The sequence below is a fragment of the Coprococcus sp. TM115-187 genome (assembly GCF_027679115.1).
Lineage (GTDB): Bacteria > Bacillota > Clostridia > Lachnospirales > Lachnospiraceae > Allocoprococcus > Allocoprococcus comes.
On record NZ_JAQEKS010000014.1, the window covers coordinates 43,466 to 63,194 of the forward strand.

Consider the following 19,729-nt stretch of genomic DNA (forward strand, 5'->3'; position numbering starts at 1 on the left):
CGGTAATACCTCTTTTCAAATTGTAACCTAGTCATCAGCACTCATGCGGTCAAGAAGCTGTTTCTTTACTTCATAAAGTCTTGGAGACAGATCGATATACATCTGGTGAGGATTGAAGAGTCGTTTGGATTCATCCCACAGGGTATCTTTTTCCTGACGGCAGTAAGCGGCAATCTCTTTGACAGACGGGGAAGTGTAGACACATTCACCGTTGATGAAGATTGGCTGCATCATTTCGCGGACGGTATAGGTTCCGGCTTTCATCTTTGTCTTTTTCCATGTCTCGCTTGGATCAAAGAGGAGAAGATCTTCCTCCGGATTGATTTCTTCGTCTACAAAGCAGATATAATCAGCTTTCATCTTGCCGGTTTCTTTTTCGTAAATACGGTAAACCGTCTTGTTGCCCGGATTGGTGATCTTTTCTGTGTTCTCAGAAAGTTTGATTTTAGGTTCGAACTCACCATTCTTATTCTGGATGGCAGCGAGTTTATATACACCACCGAATGAAGGACAGTCTTTGGAGGTGATCAGATTGGTTCCGACACCCCATGAATCGATCGCTGCGCCCTGCATTTTGAGGTCGTGGATCAGATATTCATCAAGGTCATTGGATGCGCAGATCGTTGCTTCTTCAAAGCCGGCCTCATCCAGCATTTTACGTGCTTTTTTGGACAGGTAGGCAAGATCGCCGCTGTCAAGACGGATACCAAGCTTTCTCGGGCTGATGCCGGCATCTTTCATCTCCTGGAAGACACGGATCGCATTCGGCACACCGGATTTTAAGGTGTCGTAAGTATCGACAAGAAGGGTACATCCTTCAGGATAAAGATCTGCATAGGCTTTAAATGCGGTATATTCATCCGGGAAACTCATGATCCAGCTGTGTGCATGGGTTCCCATAACCGGAACGTCAAAAAGCTTGCCGGTAAGTACGCAGGAGGTTCCCACGCAGCCGGCGATCACGGCAGCACGTGCGCCGTATAATCCGGCATCCGGTCCCTGGGCACGGCGAAGCCCGAATTCCATAACACCGGTATCACCGGCAGCGTATACGATACGGGAAGACTTGGTCGCAATCAGACACTGATGGTTCAGAATGTTCAGGATTGCGGTTTCCACAAGCTGAGCTTCCATGATCGGGGCAACGACTTTGAGGATCGGCTCCTTTGGGAAGATCAGGCTTCCTTCCGGAATTGCGTAAATGCTTCCGGTAAAGTGATAGCCGCTCAGATACTGAAGAAAATCTTCAGAAAAAATGTGGAGACTGCGAAGGTAATCCACATCATCATAGCTGAAGTTCAGATTTTTCACGTACTCAATAACCTGTTCAAGTCCGGCTGCGATTGCATAACCGGAAGAAAATGGGTTGGAACGGTAAAATACATCAAAAATTACGGTAGGATTGTCCTGCTTATCGTAATAACCCTGCATCATAGTCAGTTCGTATAAGTCTGTAAGTAATGTTAAATTTTTAGAATGCATAATCGTACCTCTTTTCTGTTATAGGTTTAGATCAGACTGGCGTTTTTCTTAATTGTGTCCTGAATAAGATCATGACAATAGATTCCAAGATGTTTTCTTGTCTCTTTATCCAGTTCTTTTGGATAGATTGGTTTGCCGTATTCGATGACGACATGTACTTTTTTTACACGTGGGAAATGTGCTTCAAAAATGTCAGCAGTATTGTTCATGCTGATCGGAATGATCGCACACCCGGTCTTTTCGGCAATCTTAAGTGCACCGTCACGGAATGGAAGCATAGAAAGCTCTTCGCCATTGTTGCGGGTTCCTTCTGGGAAAATGCAGATGGAAATGCCATTTTTTACATAATCAATTGCCTGAAGGATCGTCTTCAGACCTTCTCTCATATTGTCTCTGTCAAGGAAGAGACAGTACAGATTCTTCATCCATGTGGAAAGAAGCGGAATCTTTTCCATTTCTTTTTTGGCAACATAACCGGTCAGACGCCTGCACCGGCTGTAAGTAAGGAGAATATCAAAATAACTGCGGTGGTTGCCGATAAAGAGTACCGGTTCATCCGGAACATTTTCTTCACCGATCACGGTTGTCGTGACACCGGTCATCTTAAGAATCACTTTAAAGCCCCACTGAACGATGCGCAGAGAACTGATATCTTTGGCTCTGCGATTGAATTTACCAATGATCCATTCCACCAGAAAAACCGGAATGGACAGGATCAGGTAAAGAATTAAAAAGACTGCGATACAGATAAATCGTATCATTACCCCAAAATCCTCTCTTTCATTGTATAAAGTAACATACTTTTCTTCGATTATACTATTCGAGGCATGAAAATACAAGGAAGATAATATGATAATAAAGAGACAAAAAAATGGAAAAGTTTGTGAATAATTATGAGAATAAAATGCCGTGTGACAGGGGTGATCTGGATGCTGATTTTCCTTGGCGGCTGTCAGGTCATGGAAAAAGAGGAAGCGGGTGGAGAAATGCTGGAATATTCCATTGTGGATGAGAAAAAAGTTCCGGCGGAAATGACCGAACGCATTGCCGGGATGGAAGAAACCCCATTTCAGATCATGTATGTGCAAGGAGACCGGCTGTATGTCGGACAGGGGTATGGGAGACAGGAAATGGAGGGATATGCGATCCGGGTTGATGGCTGTACGGAAGAAAAAGATGTGATCTGTGTACAGACAACACTTCTGGGACCGGGAAGTGACGAGACAGAAAAAGATGGGGAGGAGATGGGAAATATCTGTATGCGGGAAGATGGATCTTCCCAATACCCATATGTTGTCCTGGAAATGGCAAAAAGCGAAAAACCGGTGATATTTGAGTAGGAGGCTGACTATGGAACTGATAAGAAAACAGGTACGCATGAATCAGATGGGCAAAACAGTGACGGATCAGTTTATGATCGGTGGGGATTATAATGTACCAGATGCGAAAAGTGACGTGGGAAGAGTGCTTTCCGGTGAGGGAAGTCTGCGGATTGAAGAGACAAGAAGAGTGGAAAATTATCTCCGTGTGACGGGAAAACTGAATTTTAAAGTTTTGTATGTGACAGATTCGGGAGATCCGCGTCCCGGAGCTTTAGAGGGAATGATTCCGTTTGAGGAAATGGTCTACATGGAGGAAGAGAACGGAGAAGGCGAAGACATTGTGCAAGTTCAGCGGGTGGAATGCGGGGTATCACTGATCCATTCGAGAAAGCTTGCGGTAAAAGCGCTTGCGGAAATGACGGTACATACAGAGCAGATCACAGAAAAACAGGTGACACTTGATGTGGATGGGGAAGAGGGAATCTATCTGAAAAAATGTCCGGTGGAGCTGCTGCAGCTATTTACCGCGAAGAGAGACATTTACAGGATCAAAGAGGAGATTAAGATACCGGGAACCAAAGAGAATATCGGAACGCTCTTGTGGACAGAGGTAAGCTCCCGGAAAATGGATACCAGACTTGTGCAGGATGCTATGCTGATAAATGGAGAATTGCAGATCTTTGTTCTCTATGAATCCCAGGAGGGCAAGACAGACTGGGTGGAGCAGACGGTTCCTTATGAGGGGCGGATCGAGTGTGCCGGCGCAGAAGAAGGTATGTATCATCATGTCTATGACCGGCTGGATGATATCAGTGTGGAAGTGCGGATGGATGAGGACGGTGAGATGCGTGCGCTTGGCATTGAAGCGGCACTTCAGGTTCGTCTTTTTGTCTATGGGGAAGAAAAGCTGGAGATTTTAGAGGATGCGTATTCCCTTGATAAAAAATGTGTTTTGGAGAAAGAAGAAGTTGTTGTTGAGGAGCTTCTGATGCAGAATCATTCAAAAAGTAAGATCACAGAACGATTAAGTCTGCCGGAGCTGAAAGATGAGATCCTTCAGGTGTGCCACAGCAGCGCAGACCTGCAGATAGAAAAAATGGAAGTGCAGGATGGAGGAATTCTGGCAGAGGGGATTCTAAATGTCAGCTTTCTGTATGTAAAGGCAAATGATGAAGTACCATTTGGTGTGTGGAAGGGGATGGTTCCGTTCTCGGCAATGCTTGAATGCCGGGAAGGAAGCAGCGATATGAAATATGACGTCACATATGCAGTGGAGCAGCTTGCGGTAGATCTTGCCGGAAATGATGAAGTAGAGATCAAAGCGGTCGTGGCGTTCAGGAGCTTCATGCGAAAAGCGGAAAAAATACAGATGGTGACAGAGGCTGCACTTGTGGATTATGAAAAAGAAGAGCGGATGAACCAGCCGGGAATTGTGGGATATATCGTAAAAGACGGAGATGATCTGTGGAGCCTGGCAAAGAAATATTCGACCACAGAAGAAAGCATTCTGCTTAATAATGAATTATTATCAAAAGAATTGAAAACGGGTGATAAAATATTGATTTTTCGGGAGAGTTTGAGTATACTATAGTAATGAAATGATGTATACAAGATACAAAAAAAGGTCGAAAAAATACAATAAGGAGATACACGCATGGATAAACTGGAGTTAAAAGCACTTGGGAAAATCAATCTTGGACTTGATGTGCTGGGGCGGCGGGAGAATGGTTATCACGATGTGCGCATGGTCATGCAGACGCTGTATCTGTACGATAATGTGACGCTGCAAAAGAAGTCGGCCCCAGGTATCGAGATCGATTCGAATCTTTTTTATCTGCCGAATGATGAGGACAATATTGCATGGAAAGCGGCAAAGCTTCTGATCGATGAATTTGATATCAAAGACGGGATCAGAATCCATCTGGACAAGCATATACCGGTTGCAGCGGGAATGGCAGGCGGAAGCTCCAATGCTGCGGCAGTGCTTTACGGAATGAACCAGATGTTCCGGTTGGGACTTTCTCAAAAAGAGTTGATGGAAAGAGGCGTGAAGCTTGGGGCGGATGTTCCTTACTGCATTATGCGCGGAACGGTACTAGCAGAAGGAATCGGGGAAAAACTGACGCCGCTTCCTCCGATGCCGAAATGTCAGATTCTGATCGCCAAGCCGCCGATCAGTGTATCGACAAAGATGGTTTATGAAAAGCTGGATTCCTGTGAAATCAAGGAGCATCCGGATATAGATGGTATCCTGGACGGATTGAAGAACCAGGATCTTGAGCAAGTGGCAGCATCCTTGGGTAATGTGCTGGAAAAGGTTACGGTTGAAGCATATCCGGTCATTGCACAGATTAAAGAATGTATGATGGAAGCAGGTGCTCTTGGGGCGATGATGAGTGGAAGCGGTCCGACTGTATTTGGAATTTTCAGGGATCGCAGGACAGCGAAGGAAGCATTTACAAAAGTAAAAGCACAGAATCTGGCAAAACAGATTTATCTTGCAAATGTGCATAACGTCAGGAGGAGATAAGAATGGATATGGATTTTGAAGTAAATATGAATGAATACCTGCCGTTGAGAGATGTTGTGTTCAATACACTTCGGAAGGCAATTTTAAGAGGAGAACTGAAGCCGGGAGAACGGCTGATGGAGATCCAGCTTGCCAACAAGCTTGGAGTAAGCCGTACCCCGATCCGTGAAGCAATCCGTAAACTGGAGCTGGAAGGTCTGGTTCTGATGATTCCACGAAAAGGGGCAGAAGTGGCACAGATCACAGAGAAGAATATGCAGGATGTGCTGGAAGTCAGAAAGGCACTGGAAGAGCTTTCCGTACAGCTTGCGTGTGAACGGATCACGCCGGAGCAGGTTGAAGAAATGAAGATGGCAGCTGAAGATTTCCGTAAAGTCTTAAAGAGTGGTGATGTGACGAAGATCGCTGAAGCAGATGTAAAATTCCATGATATTATCTTTGCCGCAACCAATAACCAGAGACTGATCACGCTGCTGAATAACCTGCGGGAACAGATGTACCGGTTCCGCGTAGAATACCTGAAGCAGAAGGAATGTTATCCACAGCTCCTGGAAGAACATGATAAGCTGATCGCACTGATTTCGGGTGGAGAGGTTGAAGAGGCATGTGAGCTCATGGGATGTCATATTGACAATCAGGCCTCTACAGTATCGGATGTTATTCGGAGAGATCAGGTAGAATATCACAGATAAAAATGTATAGTTTTCCATATGTTGTCAATACTCCTGGTATCAAAGACAGGAGGTACATACGAAAATGAAAAAAATAAAAGCAGTGGCGCTGGTACTGATCATGATTCTGTGTGGTGCGGCATTTGCAAGGGAAATGCAGGTGGAAGCGAAGGCGAATGCAGTGCAGGAAAAGTTATCCGGTGAGGTGTTCCGCTTTCATGTGCTTGCCAACAGTGACAGCAAAGAAGACCAGGAACTTAAGATGAAGGTGAAAGAGGCTGTTGTAGATTATATGTGTGAGAATCTTTCGGATGCAGGGAATGCAGCGGAGGCGAAAGCATGGGCGATCCGCCACAAAGAAGAACTGATCCGGACGGCCAGGGAAGTCTTGCAGGAAGAAGGATGTAACGATCAGATAACAGCTGAGGTCGTGCGGTGTGAATTTCCGGACAAAACTTACGGAGACATCACCTTCCCCGCAGGCTGGTACGATGCACTCCGGATCAAGATCGGAAAGGCACAGGGGCACAACTGGTGGTGTGTTCTTTATCCGAATCTCTGTTTTATGGATTCTGTCCATGCAATTGTTCCCAAAGAAGGGAAGGAAGAGCTGCGGAGTGTGCTGACGGATGAAGAGTATGCGATGATCGTAAAAGGCACACCGGTAAAAATCAAATGGTTTTTCTTGCAATTGACGGAGTAAATGTGTAGAATATACTTCAACGAAGATGGCAGGAAAATTTGTTTCGCCTAAGGCAAAGGAAAGTTTAATGACGGATATACTTGTAAAATTATTTGTAAAAGATTATAAAGATGTAGAAAAGGTGTCTGTCCGTACAGCATATGGAGTGCTGGCAAGCGGAGTAGGCATCTTTTGTAATGTTCTGCTGACGATTGCGAAGATGGTGATAGGAATCCTTCTTCACAGTGTGTCTGTTACTGCAGATGCATTTAACAACTTATCGGATGCAGGTTCTTCGATCATTGGAATGATCGGAGTGAAGATGGCAGAAAAACCGGCAGACAAGGAGCATCCTTTTGGGCATGGCAGGCTGGAATACATAGCGGCACTGATCGTATCCTTTCTGGTGATCGAAGTTGGATTTACCTTTTTCAAAAATGCGATCGTGAAGATCCGGGAGCCGGAAGAGTTAAAATTCAGTCTGGTGTCGATCCTGATCCTGGTGTTGTCCATAGGTGTGAAGCTGTGGCTTGCGATGTTTAACCGGAAACTTGGTGAAAAGATTTCTTCCCAGGTGATGATGGCGACGGCAGCAGATGCACTTGGAGATGTGATCACGACAGCAGCGACGATCCTGTCGGTTGTATTCTGGCGGATCACAGGGATCAATATCGATGGCTTTGTCGGACTTGGTGTTTCACTGGTCGTTATGTGGGCCGGATTTGGGATTGCGAAGGATACGCTTGAGCCGCTGATCGGAATTCCGGCGACATGGGAAGATTATGAGAAGATCAAGCATTTTGTGGAAAAATACGCTGGAATCGAGGGCAGCCATGATCTGGTGATCCATAATTACGGACCGGGAAGAAGTATGGCGATCATTCATGCAGAGGTTCCGAATGATGTCCCGATTGATGTATCCCATGAGATCATTGACCGGATTGAGAGAGAGGCAATGGAACAACTGGGGATCTCGCTGACAATTCATATGGATCCGGTGGAGACTCGTAATGAAGAAGTACTTCAGGCAAAACATGAGACAGAAAAAGCTGTGGAAGCACTGGATCCGAGATGCAGTATCCATGATTTCCGCATGGTGAATGGAGAAAAACAGATCAATCTCATTTTTGATTTTGTCATTCCGAGAGAGTATTCTGAGGAAAAAGGGAATGAACTGACACTGACTTTGATGGACCGACTGCAGCATCATAACCCAAAGTATCAGTGTGTTATCACATTAGACAGAAGTTATGTGGAAGAACAGAGGTAAAAGAGATGTATACATTTGAAAGCAGAGTACGATTCAGTGAAGCAGACCATACGGAGCTTCTGACATTACCGGGGCTTGTTAATTATTTTCAGGACTGTAGTACTTTTCAGTCTGAGGATATCGGATATGGCGTGGAATCACTGAAAAAAAGCGGGCAGGCATGGATTCTTTCCGCATGGCAGATTGTAGTAAACCGTTATCCGAAGCTCGGGGAATATATCAGGGTGTCCACCTGGGCAACGGATTTTACCGGACTTTTCGGACTTCGTAATTTTAAGATGGAGGATGAAGCAGGCGAGATGACAGCCTGGGCCAATTCGGTCTGGGTATATATGGATATGAAAAAAGGAAGACCATGCAGACCGGCGAAAGAAGAGGTCGAGGCTTATCGACCGGAAGCACCACTGGATGTAGAGTTTGCGCCGCGTAAGATCGTGCTTCCAAAAGAACTGGAAGATGGAGAAAGTTTTCCGGTAAGACGTCATCAGATCGACACAAACGAGCATGTCAATAACTGCCAGTATATTCAGATGGCAATTGATGTGGTGCCGGAATGTGAGCGTGCCGGACAGATCCGGGTAGAATATAAAAAATCCGCAGTTATGGGTGATATTATTTATCCAAAGATGGCGGTAGAGGAACAGAGAAAAATAGTGGAACTTTGTGATGCGGAGGGAAATCCGTATGCGGTAGTAGAATTCAAGGAGAAATAAGAGATGGAATTAGGAAAAAAACAGATGCTTACGGTAGTAAAGGTAGTTGATTTCGGAGTATATCTGGGAGATGACAGAGAAAAGGTTCTTCTTCCGAAGAAGCAGGTTCCGGCAGGAATCGAACCGGGCGATCCGATTGAGGTGTTTTTGTATAAGGATTCTTCTGACCGTCTGATCGCAACGGTAAATGAACCGAAGCTTACACTGGGAGAAAGTGCAATCCTGAAGGTAGTGCAGGTAGGCAAATTCGGTGCCTTCCTAGACTGGGGACTGGAAAAGGATCTGTTCCTACCATTTAAGGAGCAGACTTATAAGGTGAAACCGGGGGATGAATGTCTGGTAGGACTTTATATTGATAAGAGCCAGAGACTCTGTGCGACCATGAAGGTATATGAGTATCTGACCAGTGATTCTCCTTATCAGAAGGATGATCAGGTAGAGGGAATCGTTTACGAAGTGAGTGATAATTTCGGGGCTTTCGTTGCAGTGGACGGAAAATATTCTGCGCTTGTGCCAAAGAGAGAAGCACCGAAAAGTCTAAGACCGGGAATGAAGATCCATGCGAGAGTGACAGAAGTAAAACCGGATGGAAAGCTGAATTTAAGTGTCCGTGAGAAAGCATTTATCCAGATGGATAAGGATGCGCTTCTGGTACTGGCGCGTCTGGAAGAAAAGGGCGGAGTCCTTCCGTTTAACGATAAAGCAGATGCGGAGGTGATCCGTGCGGAGTTTGATCTGAGCAAGAATGCATTCAAGCGTGCAGTCGGACATCTGTATAAAGAGCGTAAGATCGAGATCCGTAAGGACAGTATTGTTTTGAAATAGACATTGTGATTATGCACAAAAAACAGACTGTTAAATTGTTCACAATGCCCAAAACGCTGATTTGAAAAAAAACCCTTGATTTTCAAAAAAAAATTGTATATATTGAGGGTGTAAAAGATAGGAAGAGATAAAAGAAAAGGAGTGTACATCATGAAGGTACAGAATATTACAAACATTGATAAGTTTTTTGAAGTAGTAGACAGCTGCAAAGGAAAAGTAGAACTTGTAACAGGAGAAGGCGACAGACTGAATCTGAAATCTAAACTTTCTCAGTATGTTTCTATGGCAAATATTTTCTCTAACGGAGAGATTCCGGAACTGGAAATCATTGCATACGAAAAAGAAGACATCGATAAACTGGTTAACTTCATGATCAATGGCTAATTTATATAAATACCAGGAATAGTGAGAAGCAGGAATCAAAGTGATTTGGTTCCTGCTTTTTTGTGTATACGATGAGCTAAGTGCAGATTTGTGCTTGCACAAGGATCTGCGTTTGGCGAATGTACATCATCGAGCTGTTAAGCGAGATGGTGTACAAAGTATACAAATCGAGTAGGAGTCAGCCTACTCGATTGTGGAGAGAGACGGTCTGCGAGGGGGAGGTTGTGTGGCGGATTTAGAAAAAGAATAGGTGTGAAGTCCATTGCACAATAAGTGCCTTCACACCTATTCTTTTTCTAAATCCGCCCTCAAGACTTTGGCGCAGACCTGGCGGCTGCTAAACATAAAAATTCAGGAAACTATAGAGAGATAGTTTCCTGGTATATGGGAGAGGGTATTTATATTGAGGGTGGGTTAGGTTAGTTGACGCGTAAAGATTCAATAAATGGTGTCAGGAGGAATTCGCCGTATTGAAGCAGGGAGAAGCTTCTCTGGGTGAGACACCAGGAGTAGGTGAGACCGATCTGGGCAGAGGTGATCATCTGGGAGAGCTCGACGTAGGAGTAGTCTGACTTTAGTTCTCCACATTTGATCCCGTCGAAAAGGATCTTGCGCAGGATCTTATAATAATTGCGATCCGGGTTTAAAATATGTCTGGTTCCGGTAGTAGCTACCTGAAGACCGTAGAGGGACGCAAAGAGATCCATATATGGTGAGTGCTCCAGGTTATTCAGCACAAAATGGTTGAAGGCGAGCAGCAGATCGGCGGCTGGAAGCGTCCGGTCACAGGTCTGAAGCCAGCTATCATAGTCACTGTCGTAGGAATAGGCGAGGCTGAAGAGAAGCTCGTCTTTTCCGCGAAAATGATGATAGAAGGTGCTGCGGGATTTGCCGGAAAGCTCAATGATCTGGGAAATCGTAGTTTCGTCATAGCCCTGTTCTGTGAAAAGCTTCCATGCTGCATCCATGATGTCCTGTTTTGCATGTCGTTTGCCGTGCGTTGTCATAATTGATCGTTCCTGCCTTCTTAAAAGTATTGAAGCTATTGTAACACAGGGATGTGGAGAGTGCAATGTTTTGTTTCGGCATACATTTTATTGAAAATGTCCATATAAGGATAATATGGTTGACTTTATTTGAACACTTTAGTAGAATGAAGGATATAAAAAGCAGAACGTAGTTCGGAATACAGTATCTTTTTAGACCGTAGTACGAAAACGAACTACAGTGCTTTTGGAGGTGTAAGATGGAAAAATTAAAACTTGCAGCCGGCATGACAGGAGAACAGAAGCGTTATGCGGTTGAAGCGGCACTGCTTCTGGGATTTCAGACAGAGACAGCTACATTTCCGGTGATCACAGCGGACGGTGAGATTCCGGTGCCGAAGAATATGGAAGAGCTGAAAGCCCTGTGGAAAAAGAGTACAGGGGAGGTGCCGGAAGAGTACGAATCAGCATCAAAGCATACAGGTCCGATCTTTGATCTGGATTTCCGTAAGGAAAAAGGGCTGGAGACGATGCTTCAGAAAGGGGATTTCCTGAAAGACGAGAATCAGGATCTTCTTCCAGATGTGTTGGATGTGAAGATTGTACTTCCGGAGGATGCAGATGATGCGATGCTCGTTGCAGCATGTAACCTGGCATGGCGTTTTGGTATGGAGACAACCGGATATAAAGGAACTATTACGGCAGATGCAGCTTATACAGGCAACCGGCTCGTTCTGGAAAGAGCAGAGCAGACAGAGCTTGTACGGGAAAAAGAAGGAGAAAGTGTAAAAGTATCTCTTCGCGGTGACGGAGAGGAACTAATCGCATTTACCTCCCGCCTCTGTATGGAATTTCCACAGATCAATGGTCAGAGAAGCTGGAAAGACCTGCTGATGGATATGGTGGATGACTTTGTACTGCGCGGCGCAGATGGACAGCTTGCAGCTTTGAAAGCGATGCAGAAAGAGCAGACAGGAGAATACGAAGTGTACGGATCTCCGCTCTGGAATGATACACAGAAAAAAGAAGCCGGGGATGCAAAGGTATATAATTACAAATCCGGACAGAAGATGTACGAGAAGGTGTATGAGCTTCCGTGGGAAGTGGAAGTTTTTGAAAAACTTCTGGAAGAAAAGGTTTATCCGCAGATCGGGAAAGGAAGCAAGGTAAAGATTACCGGTGCGGTAAGTGAAAATATAAAAGTACGCCAGAAGATAAAAGAAAAAATCGAAGACAGAATCCAGATGTTAGGTGCCAAGCCGGAGGATACCTCCATTATCTGTGCATACAAACAGGGATATTCCTGGATCGTTGAAGAGATGCTTCCGGTGATGAAGGAAGCGCAGGCAGATCAGGTTGAGATTTATTTCAAACCGTTCCTGCCGGAAGGCCAGACAGACTGGCTGGATGAGAACGGTGCAACCCCGTCCTATCACAATCTGAATGCAGACACTCCGGACAAGTGGTATGATCTTCCGATCCGCTATCTGCAGGAACTGTATCCGGTAGAAGATATTCTGGTAAAAGAGCTTGGAATTGAAAGAGATAAAGTCATTTTCAAAGCTTATGAAGGCGAAGAAGATATCACTTATCTCTGCAAGGGGATCAAGGACGAAAAGGTCTGCTGTGAGGATACTTACAAAGCAGTCTGGTCGGAAAGACCATATATGGATGAATATCCGCAGATGGGAAAGGTTCATCCGGCAACCGGTTATGTAAAAGCAGAGATTGACGGACAGGAAGTATTTTATCAGACCGTCCGTACCGATATGGAAGAGATCTGGGATGTTTACCAGAAGGAAGTTCTTCCGGATTGCAGACGATATATTGAGGAAAAGACAGGCGGAAAGATTTCCGCAGACCTGCAGCCGTTCTTCCATGAACTGCGTCTGGACGTGACCGCAAGTGAACCGGACTATGCGACCGGATCAAGAGAGGATCTGATCTCTTCACTGGATGCTTTGCATGAAGATATGTATTTTGTCGGAAGTGACTATTTTAAAAATTACGGTGTGAAGAAAGCAGATGTCATGCTGGATGCGCCGGGACTGATCCTTCCGGTGATCCATGAAAAAGAAGGCAGACCGGTATTTAAGGTGACACTGACCGAGCCGTTAAAAGAAGAAGCATGCATTGTAAAAGATGGAAAAGCGGTTCTTTTACAGAGAAAACGGGAAGAAGCAGATGCATGGATCCGTGCCATTTCATGGGAAAATGATAATTTTACTTTCCATATCCGCACAAATGGTGTACAATCTAATGTATTACACACTTATTCAACATTGTGGTCAAAGGGTGTACTGGCAGAGTGTGAAAGTGTTGCTGCAGGTACGAAGCTTTTGTTTGAAAGTGAGCAGGGCGAGATACAGTATGCAGCACTTACACCGGAAAGAGAAGAAAAACCAAAGACGAAACGGATTGAAGAGATTGACCTGCATGAGCATGAACTGATCGGATATGATACTTACCGTGAGATCATCGAAGAACTGAAGCAGGTTCCTGGAATCGAAGTGTTCCGGACTGCGGTATCTTATACAGGACGTGAACTCTATGCAGTATGGATCAAACCGGAATACGAAGGATATCTGTCCATGACGAAGCGTATATCAAGAATTCCTGGCGAGATGATCAATGCAAGACATCATGCAAATGAAGTATCTTCGACAAATGCAGCATTTATCCTGATCAAGAAGCTGCTGACAGAAGATGTTTACAAAGATTTACCGGATAAACTGAATCTGGTGATCGTTCCGATGGAAAATGTGGATGGTGCGGCAATCCATTATGAATTGCAGAAAGAGCATCCAACCTGGAAATTCCATGTGGCAAGATTTAATTCGCTTGGAAAAGAGTTCTACTATGAACATTTCCAGCAGGATACGATCCACAGCGAGGCGATGGGATTAACCCGTATTTATGACCGGTATGTCCCGGATATGATCGTGGACAATCACGGAGTACCGAGCCATGAATGGGAGCAGCAGTTTTCAGGTTATACCTCCCCGTCTTACAAAGGCTTCTGGCTTCCGAGATCTCTGCTTTATGGTTATTTCTGGTATGTGACCAATCCAGAGTACAAGGACAATTACCCGGTCAATAAGGTAATGGAAGATGTGATTGCAGACAAGATTGCCGAGTATCCGGAGATGAGAGAATTGAACCGTGAATGGAGTGCTCAGTTTGAAAAATATGCACATGCATGGATGCCGAAATTGTTCCCGGCAAACTATTATAAAGAAATGATCAACTACTGGATCCCGTTCGCGGCAGATCCAAACCATCGTTATCCGTCGATCCGTTTTCCGTGGATCACAACGGTTGCTTATACCAGCGAGGTTGCAGATGAGACCGCACAGGGTGAATACCTGAATTTGTGTGCAAGGGCTCATGTGGCACATGACGAGGCGACTATCCGGATGTTGATGGAAGCAGTGCATGTGATGGAATGTCATCTGGAAGAGCAGGATGGACAGATTTTGACCAGTTACATAAGACAGCGTCCGATGATTGTCAAAGTGACTGGAAAAAATAAATAACTTTTTAATACTTTTCTAAAGGAGGAGTTAGGTATGGAACTCATCAAATTACTTGGCGTGTTAATCGTAATCGTTGGATTCGCGCTGAAACTGGATTCAATCCTCATTATTTTCCTGGCCCTTATCACGACAGGGATTGTTGGAGGACTTGGAGTGGGCGGACTTCTGGAAACAATCGGTACAAACTTTGTAGCGAACAGAAGTATGGCGATCTTTATCATGATCCTGCTGGTTACAGGTACACTGGAAAGAAACGGTCTGCGTGAAGCAGCGGCAAACCTGATCCGTAAAGTAAAAAGTGCGACAGCAGGTAAGCTTGTTGCTGTATATGGTATGCTGAATGCTCTGTTTGGAGCATTCAATGTCAGCTTCGGTGGAGTTGCCGGATTTATCCGTCCGGTACTGCTTCCGATGATCGAAGGTGCGATCAGCAATAAAGAAGGAAAAGCAAATGAAGATCACGTAGAAGAAGCAAAAGGACTTGCTGTTGCTATGCAGAACTTCACATGGTTCTTCTTCCAGGTACTGTTCGTAGGTGGTGCCGGCGGAATCCTTGTACAGACAACGCTTGCAGGTCTTGGATACGAAGTAGAACTGATCGACCTTGCAGCAGCTGAAATCCCGGTAGCATTAGTTGCACTTGTTGTTTCCTGCGCATTTGTTATTGTGAAAGATAACAAACTGATGAAGAAATACTATGGAAAATCAACAGATACTAAGAAATAGAGGGAGGAAGACAGATGAGTAATTTAAAATTTATACAGGTCGGCGATTCGTTTAATGCAATCGGACTGAATGTAGTATGGGTAATTATCGGATTGATCACGATTTACGCAGGAATCAAGAACCTGCTGGATAAAGAGAATCCGTCAAGAGTCGGAACCGCTGTTTTCTGGTGCTCTTTCGGTATCGTTTGTGGATTTGGTTCATGGCTCCCGGCAAAGGTTTCTGGTGTGCTTGTTCTGATCATGTGCCTGCCGCCGATCTTCAAGAAAGTAAAAATCGGAAAAACAGATAATCCGACAAAGGAACACACAGAACAGCAGTTTAAGAAGATCGGAATGAAGATATTTGTCCCGGCATTCTCCGTAGCGGTATGCTCCCTGTTCTTTGCATTATTCAGTAATATGAGTTCTATGGTCGCAATTACCGTTGGTGTGATTGTAGCTATGATCTTACTGATGGCATTCGATGCAAAACAGAATAAACCGGCAGTCTTTTTGAATGATTCTGAAAGATTCCTTGGAATCACAGGACCTCTCAGTATGCTGCCACAGCTGCTTGGATGTCTTGGAGGTGTATTTACCGCTGCAGGAGTTGGCGATGTAATCGCACAGCTTGTTGAAAAGATTGTTCCAAAGGGAAATGTAAATATCGGGATCATCATTTATGCAATCGGTATGGTACTCTTTACCATGATCATGGGAAATGCATTCGCAGCTATCACCGTTATGACAGTTGGTATCGGTGCACCGTTCGTTCTTGCTTACGGTGCTAATCCGGTGGTGATCGGTATGCTCGCACTTACATGTGGATACTGTGGAACTCTGCTTACACCGATGGCAGCGAACTTCAACATCCTGCCGGTTGCGATCCTGAACATGAAGGACCGCTGGGGCGCTATCAAAAATCAGGTTCTGGTTGCAATTATTATGCTTGTGTTCCAGATCTGTTATATGATAGTATTAAAGTAAATAAGACATAAGTAGCTAAGGTCATTATTTCACTGGAAAAGCAGAAAATAATGGCCTTAGAATTCGTAAGCTTATTCTAGTTTTTGGTATGGAGAAAGAAGAGGGACATATGACACCGAATATGGAACGGGGTGCCCGGATCATTATTCACGAATGGGTAAAAGTAAGGGCGTGGGACAAAGTACTGATCGTGACATCGAAGGAATATCTTGCAGAAGCAAAAGCAATGGAAAAAGAGGCTTCCGGAAAAGCACGGTCAGTGAATACACTGCTTGTCGAGAACAAGGGGCGCCATGTGGGAATCTTTTTTGATGATAATGAAGCAGTTTTTGATCCTTATACGGCAATTATCGCGGCGACAGAGTATTCGCTGGTGACAACGAAAGCCGCAAAGCGTGCGATACAAAGACACAAGAAATTTCTGTCCTTGCCACTGGCAACCAATGACGGAAGATCTTTTCTGGAATACGATTTCCTGACGATGGATACGAAGAAGAGCCGGCTGATGGCAAAGGCATTTATCAAATATCTCAAGTATTCAGAAAAAGTCCGTGTGACAACTCCGGCAGGAACGGATATGATGTTCTACAAAGTGGGCAGAGATCCGGGATTTTTTAACGGAGTTCTAAAGGATGGAAAGGGATATTCTTCTTCCAGTATTGAGGTCTATGTCCCGATCGAGGAGACAAAGACAGAAGGTGTGATGGTGCTTGACGGTTCTCTGGGATATATTGGTCGCGCAGAGGAACCGACAAGGATTTTATTTAAAGGCGGACGGATTACGGAGATTGAAGAGACTCCGACCGGTATTCGGTTGAAAAAATACATGGAAGATTATCAGGATTCTCGGATCTATATTGCGGGGGAACTCGGAATCGGGCTTAATTCATGCTCACAATGCCTTGGAAACTGCTATATTGAAGATGAATCTGCTTATGGGACATTCCATGTAGGACTTGGGCGTAATATTGCTCTTGGAGGTATTCAGAACGCCAAAGGGCATTTTGATCTGGTATGTATGGAACCGGATATCTACACGGACAACCGACAGATTATGCAGCAGGGGAAGGTTATTATCCCGGAGCCTGTGTTATACTAAGAGATATAAAGGAGGAAATTAACATGAAGGTTTTATTAACAGGATTTGATCCATTTGGAGGAGAAAGCGTAAACCCGGCATTCGAGGCAATCAAGCTTCTTCCGTCAACAATTGCGGGGGCCGAGATCGTATATGTAGAGATCCCTACAGAATTCAAGAAAAGTGCACCGGCAGTTGAAGCGGCAATCAAAGAACATAACCCGGATATAGTGATCAATGTAGGTCAGGCAGGCGGACGTTCCTGCGTCACTGTAGAAAAAGTAGGAATCAACCTTGCAGATGCCCGGATTCCGGACAATGCAGGTGACCAGCCACTTGATGAGCCACTTCAGGCAGACGGTCCAACCGGATACTTTGCAACAATTCCGGTAAATGCAATGGTTCAGAATGTACGTGCTCACGGACTTCCATGCCATGTATCTTTCACGGCAGGAACCTACGTATGCAACTGTGTAATGTACAATGTACTGCATATGTGTGCAACCAAATACACTAACATCCGTGCCGGATTTATCCATGTACCATATGCTTGCGATCAGGTTGTAGATAAGGCGAACGGAATGGCAAGTATGCCGCTTGAGACAATCGCAAAGTCTCTGGAATATTGTGTTGAAGCTGTAGTGAATAATACAGAAGATGTAAAAGAGGCTATGGGAACTACTCACTAGTTTTATGAAAGAAAAAAGTACCGCTGTGTCAGAATGAAGCTGATGCGGCGGTTTTTTTGTAAAAATTCTATTGAAAATATAATTTCATGTTGCTTAATGAAAATGGACGTTCATTATATATTAAGAAATTCTATTATAAAGAAAAAGAATTGATTTGTCACGGGCAGGAATGTTATGTATAATATGCATAAAGAAAGTCGAAGCGGAAATAAGAAAAATGAACAATTTTATGAACGGAGAGAGCTTTTTTCAAAAAACAAGTTGATTAAGAAGGTGAAGAAAAAAATCTAGTGGGGAAAAGATTATCGTAAAAATAGAATATGGATGGAAAACAATAACAGAGGCGAAGGAGAAGTGAAATGAGTAGTTTAATGGGGATGCTGACGACTATCCAAAGTTATGTATGGGGACCTCCGACATTGTTGCTGCTGATTGGTACAGGGCTTTACTTTACGATCAAATTGAGAGGACTGCAGATCACAAAATTTCCACGTGCAGTAAGGGCCATTTTTGAAAAAGAAAGTGGGACCGGAAGCGGAGAAGGAGATGTATCGGCATTTGCGACTCTATGTACAACGATGGCAGCAGACATAGGAACGGGAAGTATTGTTGGAGTTGCAACGGCGCTTCGAATTGGTGGACCGGGATCGTTATTCTGGATGTGGATTTCAGCCATACTTGGTATGGTGACGAAATACTCAGAAAGTCTTTTAGCGGTAAAATACAGAGTGACGGACGAAAATAACCAGATGGCCGGTGGACCGATGTTTTATATCCAAAATGGTATGGGAGAGAGATTTATCTGGCTTGCAAAAGCCTTTTCTGTGTTTGGCATGTGTACAGCGTTATTTGGATGCGGAACATTTCCGCAGGTGAATGCGATCACGGAATCCGTCAATGTGACATTCCATATACCGATTATCGTAGCAGGAATTATTGTAACCGTTTTAACGGCGGTTGTGATCATTGGCGGGATTAAAAGTATTTCAAAGGTTGCTGAGATCGTTGTGCCGATCATGGCACTTTCATTTCTTGGAGGTTCGATCGTTGCACTGGTGATCAACCGGGCTGCAGTACCAGGTGCTTTTAAGGCCATTTTTACCTGTGCATTTGCAAAAGAATCGGTAATAGGAGGGACTGCAGGAACGGGTGTCATCACGTTTATGACGGTTATGAGAACCGGAATCGCCAGAGGTGTCTATACCAATGAGGCAGGACTTGGAAGTTCACCGATCGTTGCAGCGGCGGCGAAGACGAACTCCGGTGTAAGACAGGGCCTTCTTTCCATGACAAGTGTATTTGTTACTACGATTCTGACCTGTTCCATGACAGGACTTGTTATCATCAGCAGCGGGCTGATGGACAGTTCGGATATGAACGGAAGCACGCTTGTTACAGCTGCATATAACATGTGTCTGCCGCACAATATAGGCATGTATCTGATCGCAGTAGGAATCATGTTCTTTGCATTTACCACCATTTTGGGGTGGAATTATTACGGAGAACGCTGCCTGGTTTATCTGACCGGCACAACGAAATGGATCAAACCATATAAGATCATCTACATTGCAGCAATTGCACTGGCACCGTTTTTATCGCTGGAACCAATCTGGCTCCTGGCAGATATCACGAATGCGTTGATGATTATTCCGAACCTGATCGCAATCATTGCACTTAGAAAAGTGATCATTGGAGAAACAAAACTGTATTTTTCAAAACGAAATGAAGAAAAAATGTCTGCTGCGGTAAAAGCAGTGGAGTAAGAAAAGAAACCACCGCATTGAGAAAAAAATTTCAATGTGGTGGTATTTTTGCGTGTGCGCCTAGCGGCGCACGTTTCTAACGGGTTAAAGTCCCGAATCCACCC

At 44.6% G+C, this 19,729-nt stretch carries 18 protein-coding genes; 15 read left to right on the forward strand and 3 right to left on the reverse strand.

Going from position 1 to position 19,729, the window contains the following annotated elements:
- Positions 1-27: 27 nt before the first annotated feature.
- Together PGW42_RS10375 and PGW42_RS10380 are read right to left on the reverse strand one after the other, a co-directional pair.
- On the reverse strand, positions 28-1,482 hold the full coding sequence (locus tag PGW42_RS10375; RefSeq protein ID WP_055157914.1) for a nicotinate phosphoribosyltransferase: 1,455 nt from the start codon (positions 1,480-1,482) through the stop codon (positions 28-30).
- A 26-nt stretch (positions 1,483-1,508) separates the two neighbouring features.
- Positions 1,509-2,243, reverse strand: a complete 735-nt coding sequence (locus PGW42_RS10380) for a lysophospholipid acyltransferase family protein (protein WP_022221115.1) — start codon at positions 2,241-2,243, stop codon at positions 1,509-1,511.
- 132 nt (positions 2,244-2,375) lie between these two features.
- On the opposite strand from PGW42_RS10380, the gene PGW42_RS10385 reads away from it, so the two are divergent.
- The 9 genes from PGW42_RS10385 to PGW42_RS10425 all read left to right on the forward strand — a co-directional run bounded on the left by PGW42_RS10385 (position 2,376) and on the right by PGW42_RS10425 (position 9,879).
- Positions 2,376-2,822, forward strand: coding sequence for a protease complex subunit PrcB family protein (locus PGW42_RS10385; protein WP_270203548.1), 447 nt, complete (start codon positions 2,376-2,378; stop codon positions 2,820-2,822).
- A 10-nt stretch (positions 2,823-2,832) separates the two neighbouring features.
- Positions 2,833-4,395 carry a DUF3794 and LysM peptidoglycan-binding domain-containing protein gene (locus PGW42_RS10390; RefSeq protein ID WP_270203547.1) on the forward strand — a complete coding sequence of 521 codons (1,563 nt, stop codon included), beginning with the start codon at positions 2,833-2,835 and terminating at the stop codon, positions 4,393-4,395.
- Positions 4,396-4,458: 63 nt separating this feature from the next.
- Positions 4,459-5,334: a 4-(cytidine 5'-diphospho)-2-C-methyl-D-erythritol kinase gene (gene ispE / locus PGW42_RS10395; RefSeq protein ID WP_055297431.1), complete on the forward strand. Its 876-nt coding sequence runs from the start codon at positions 4,459-4,461 to the stop codon at positions 5,332-5,334.
- Between the two features lie 2 nt (positions 5,335-5,336).
- Entirely contained in the window at positions 5,337-6,026 is a 690-nt protein-coding gene (locus PGW42_RS10400; RefSeq protein ID WP_008368980.1) for a GntR family transcriptional regulator, read from the forward strand.
- A 64-nt stretch (positions 6,027-6,090) separates the two neighbouring features.
- The gene (gene spoIIR / locus PGW42_RS10405; protein WP_270203546.1) at positions 6,091-6,708 is read left to right on the forward strand and encodes a stage II sporulation protein R; all 618 of its coding nucleotides are present in this window, start codon (positions 6,091-6,093) and stop codon (positions 6,706-6,708) included.
- Positions 6,709-6,775: 67 nt separating this feature from the next.
- On the forward strand, positions 6,776-7,957 hold the full coding sequence (locus tag PGW42_RS10410; protein ID WP_022221113.1) for a cation diffusion facilitator family transporter: 1,182 nt from the start codon (positions 6,776-6,778) through the stop codon (positions 7,955-7,957).
- A 5-nt stretch (positions 7,958-7,962) separates the two neighbouring features.
- Complete coding sequence (locus tag PGW42_RS10415; protein ID WP_117824490.1) at positions 7,963-8,670, forward strand: acyl-[acyl-carrier-protein] thioesterase; 708 nt, start codon at positions 7,963-7,965, stop codon at positions 8,668-8,670.
- A gap of 3 nt (positions 8,671-8,673) precedes the next feature.
- Entirely contained in the window at positions 8,674-9,495 is an 822-nt protein-coding gene (locus PGW42_RS10420; RefSeq protein ID WP_117835151.1) for a CvfB family protein, read from the forward strand.
- Between the two features lie 150 nt (positions 9,496-9,645).
- Entirely contained in the window at positions 9,646-9,879 is a 234-nt protein-coding gene (locus PGW42_RS10425) for a hypothetical protein (RefSeq protein ID WP_008368971.1), read from the forward strand.
- A gap of 419 nt (positions 9,880-10,298) precedes the next feature.
- Here PGW42_RS10425 and PGW42_RS10430 read toward each other — a convergent pair whose 3' ends face one another.
- A complete protein-coding gene (locus PGW42_RS10430; RefSeq protein WP_270203545.1) occupies positions 10,299-10,886 on the reverse strand; it encodes a TetR/AcrR family transcriptional regulator in 588 nt (195 codons plus the stop codon).
- 239 nt (positions 10,887-11,125) lie between these two features.
- Between PGW42_RS10430 and PGW42_RS10435 the strand changes: the two genes are divergently transcribed.
- The 6 genes from PGW42_RS10435 to PGW42_RS10460 all read left to right on the forward strand — a co-directional run bounded on the left by PGW42_RS10435 (position 11,126) and on the right by PGW42_RS10460 (position 19,625).
- Positions 11,126-14,401 carry a M14 family metallopeptidase gene (locus PGW42_RS10435; protein ID WP_270203544.1) on the forward strand — a complete coding sequence of 1,092 codons (3,276 nt, stop codon included), beginning with the start codon at positions 11,126-11,128 and terminating at the stop codon, positions 14,399-14,401.
- A 33-nt stretch (positions 14,402-14,434) separates the two neighbouring features.
- Positions 14,435-15,127 carry a 5-oxoproline transporter, DUF969 family subunit gene (locus PGW42_RS10440; protein ID WP_118219406.1) on the forward strand — a complete coding sequence of 231 codons (693 nt, stop codon included), beginning with the start codon at positions 14,435-14,437 and terminating at the stop codon, positions 15,125-15,127.
- Positions 15,128-15,141: 14 nt separating this feature from the next.
- Entirely contained in the window at positions 15,142-16,095 is a 954-nt protein-coding gene (locus PGW42_RS10445) for a DUF979 domain-containing protein (RefSeq protein WP_118219404.1), read from the forward strand.
- A 109-nt stretch (positions 16,096-16,204) separates the two neighbouring features.
- Positions 16,205-17,194 carry a peptidase gene (locus tag PGW42_RS10450; protein ID WP_243002857.1) on the forward strand — a complete coding sequence of 330 codons (990 nt, stop codon included), beginning with the start codon at positions 16,205-16,207 and terminating at the stop codon, positions 17,192-17,194.
- Positions 17,195-17,217: 23 nt separating this feature from the next.
- The gene (gene pcp / locus PGW42_RS10455; protein WP_117559045.1) at positions 17,218-17,862 is read left to right on the forward strand and encodes a pyroglutamyl-peptidase I; all 645 of its coding nucleotides are present in this window, start codon (positions 17,218-17,220) and stop codon (positions 17,860-17,862) included.
- A gap of 359 nt (positions 17,863-18,221) precedes the next feature.
- Positions 18,222-19,625, forward strand: coding sequence for an alanine/glycine:cation symporter family protein (locus PGW42_RS10460; protein ID WP_117559545.1), 1,404 nt, complete (start codon positions 18,222-18,224; stop codon positions 19,623-19,625).
- Positions 19,626-19,729: the final 104 nt, after the last annotated feature.